Raw genomic sequence first — 1,419 nt, forward strand, 5'->3', positions numbered from 1 at the left:
GGGAACCCAATGAAGTAAAAGGATATATCCTATTAGGTATGGCTTATGCTCAGTCCGGAAACAATACATCCGCCATAGAAACATGGGAAAAAGCACTGGAAAAAGACCCCAATCTAATAAATGTTCAGGTGAACCTTTCAAGTGTGCTTATCCAGCAGAAACAATTCGAACGAGCAGAAAAAATATTGAAAAATATCCAGGGAAAAGAGCCCTCATTAGAACCGACAATACTGTCAAATCTGGCTTCATTATATTTTGCACAGGGGAAATGGAACGAATCATTAAAAGAACTTACAAAGTTAGAGCAACTCCAGCCCCAGAACTATTTTGTCAAAGAGCAAATGGCAATCGTGTATTACTATTTAGGGGATTTCAACCGTGCCCGAGAACTTGTTCAAACCTGCCAAAAAGGAAACCATCCCATTAACCCCCAATTCCTCCAGATACTCGAACAGAAAAAGTAGTCTTTCCTCTTTCAAAAGGCAATCTAATAAAACAATAACAACAGCGTATTAACAACAGGTTCAAGAGCCGGAGGTTTTGTTGGATATTTGACAAATTCTACATGCCCATCCATATACAATACATTACAACCACCGGGTATATGATTGTATAAGGATATTCCCTGCTGGGAACCTATTTGGTCAAACATAACGATAATCTCACTTTGGGCTAATGCCCCGATACCCGGATTATTAATATCCGTTATCATAAACCGCTCGATACCTTCCCTTATTCGATATACCGTATTTCCTCCGCCATTCCCGCAATGGTATTGTTGAATTGAAGGACCGGTTATATCCTGGTCAAGAGCCTCACGAATCGCTTTTCTCTGTTCTTCCGTAGCCGATACCGGGTCCAGCAATCCTTCCACCGCCACCAGATTGTTCGATGCTAATTGATAGGCCGCCATAATGAATTGTATCGGGAAAGTATATTCTGCATAGAAATCTGCTCCCAAAAGACTAATAAGAATACTGATTTCCGGTAAAGTATTTAATACGGCGACTTCTTCCTGCTTCGCACCCATTCTGTCCAGAACCCATCCATAATAGATATAACTTGCAGCAATGGATGTAACACTCCCCTTCTCCCAGAGATAATAGGGAAACTTCCAATCCCCTGCACGAGCAAAAGAAGTATCCTCAGAAAATTTTAAGTCTCGGATAGAGTCCTGAGCATCCGAAGGACAAATAATAATCGAAGGGTCGGTAAGGTATTCGGGATAAATACAATGAACCATAGGTCCGGGTGCGGCAAAGGCATCCATACGATTGGGACGGTCAGACAAAGGCATGATTTCTATCTGAACAGGGGGATAGCGTTCTGCTTTATTCTCATTAGCATACATTTTGAATATTGTTCCCCATTGTTTCAAATTGTTCTGACAACTTGCCCGACGACTTGCCTCCCGTGCCC

The 1,419-nt window shown here is 41.9% G+C and carries 2 protein-coding genes; one reads left to right on the forward strand and one right to left on the reverse strand.

Translation table 11 applies throughout. The features are described from left to right. A partial coding sequence (locus tag PLA12_14720) for a tetratricopeptide repeat protein (GenBank protein HOQ33743.1) occupies window positions 1-464 on the forward strand: 464 nt, incomplete at its 5' end. Window positions 465-487: 23 nt separating this feature from the next. Here PLA12_14720 and PLA12_14725 read toward each other — a convergent pair. Beyond that, window positions 488-1,419: DUF1559 domain-containing protein (locus tag PLA12_14725; GenBank protein HOQ33744.1), on the reverse strand; the 932-nt coding region annotated here is incomplete at its 5' end.

It is taken from the genome of Candidatus Hydrogenedens sp. (assembly GCA_035378955.1).
In the GTDB taxonomy this organism is placed as follows: Bacteria; Hydrogenedentota; Hydrogenedentia; order Hydrogenedentales; family Hydrogenedentaceae; genus Hydrogenedens.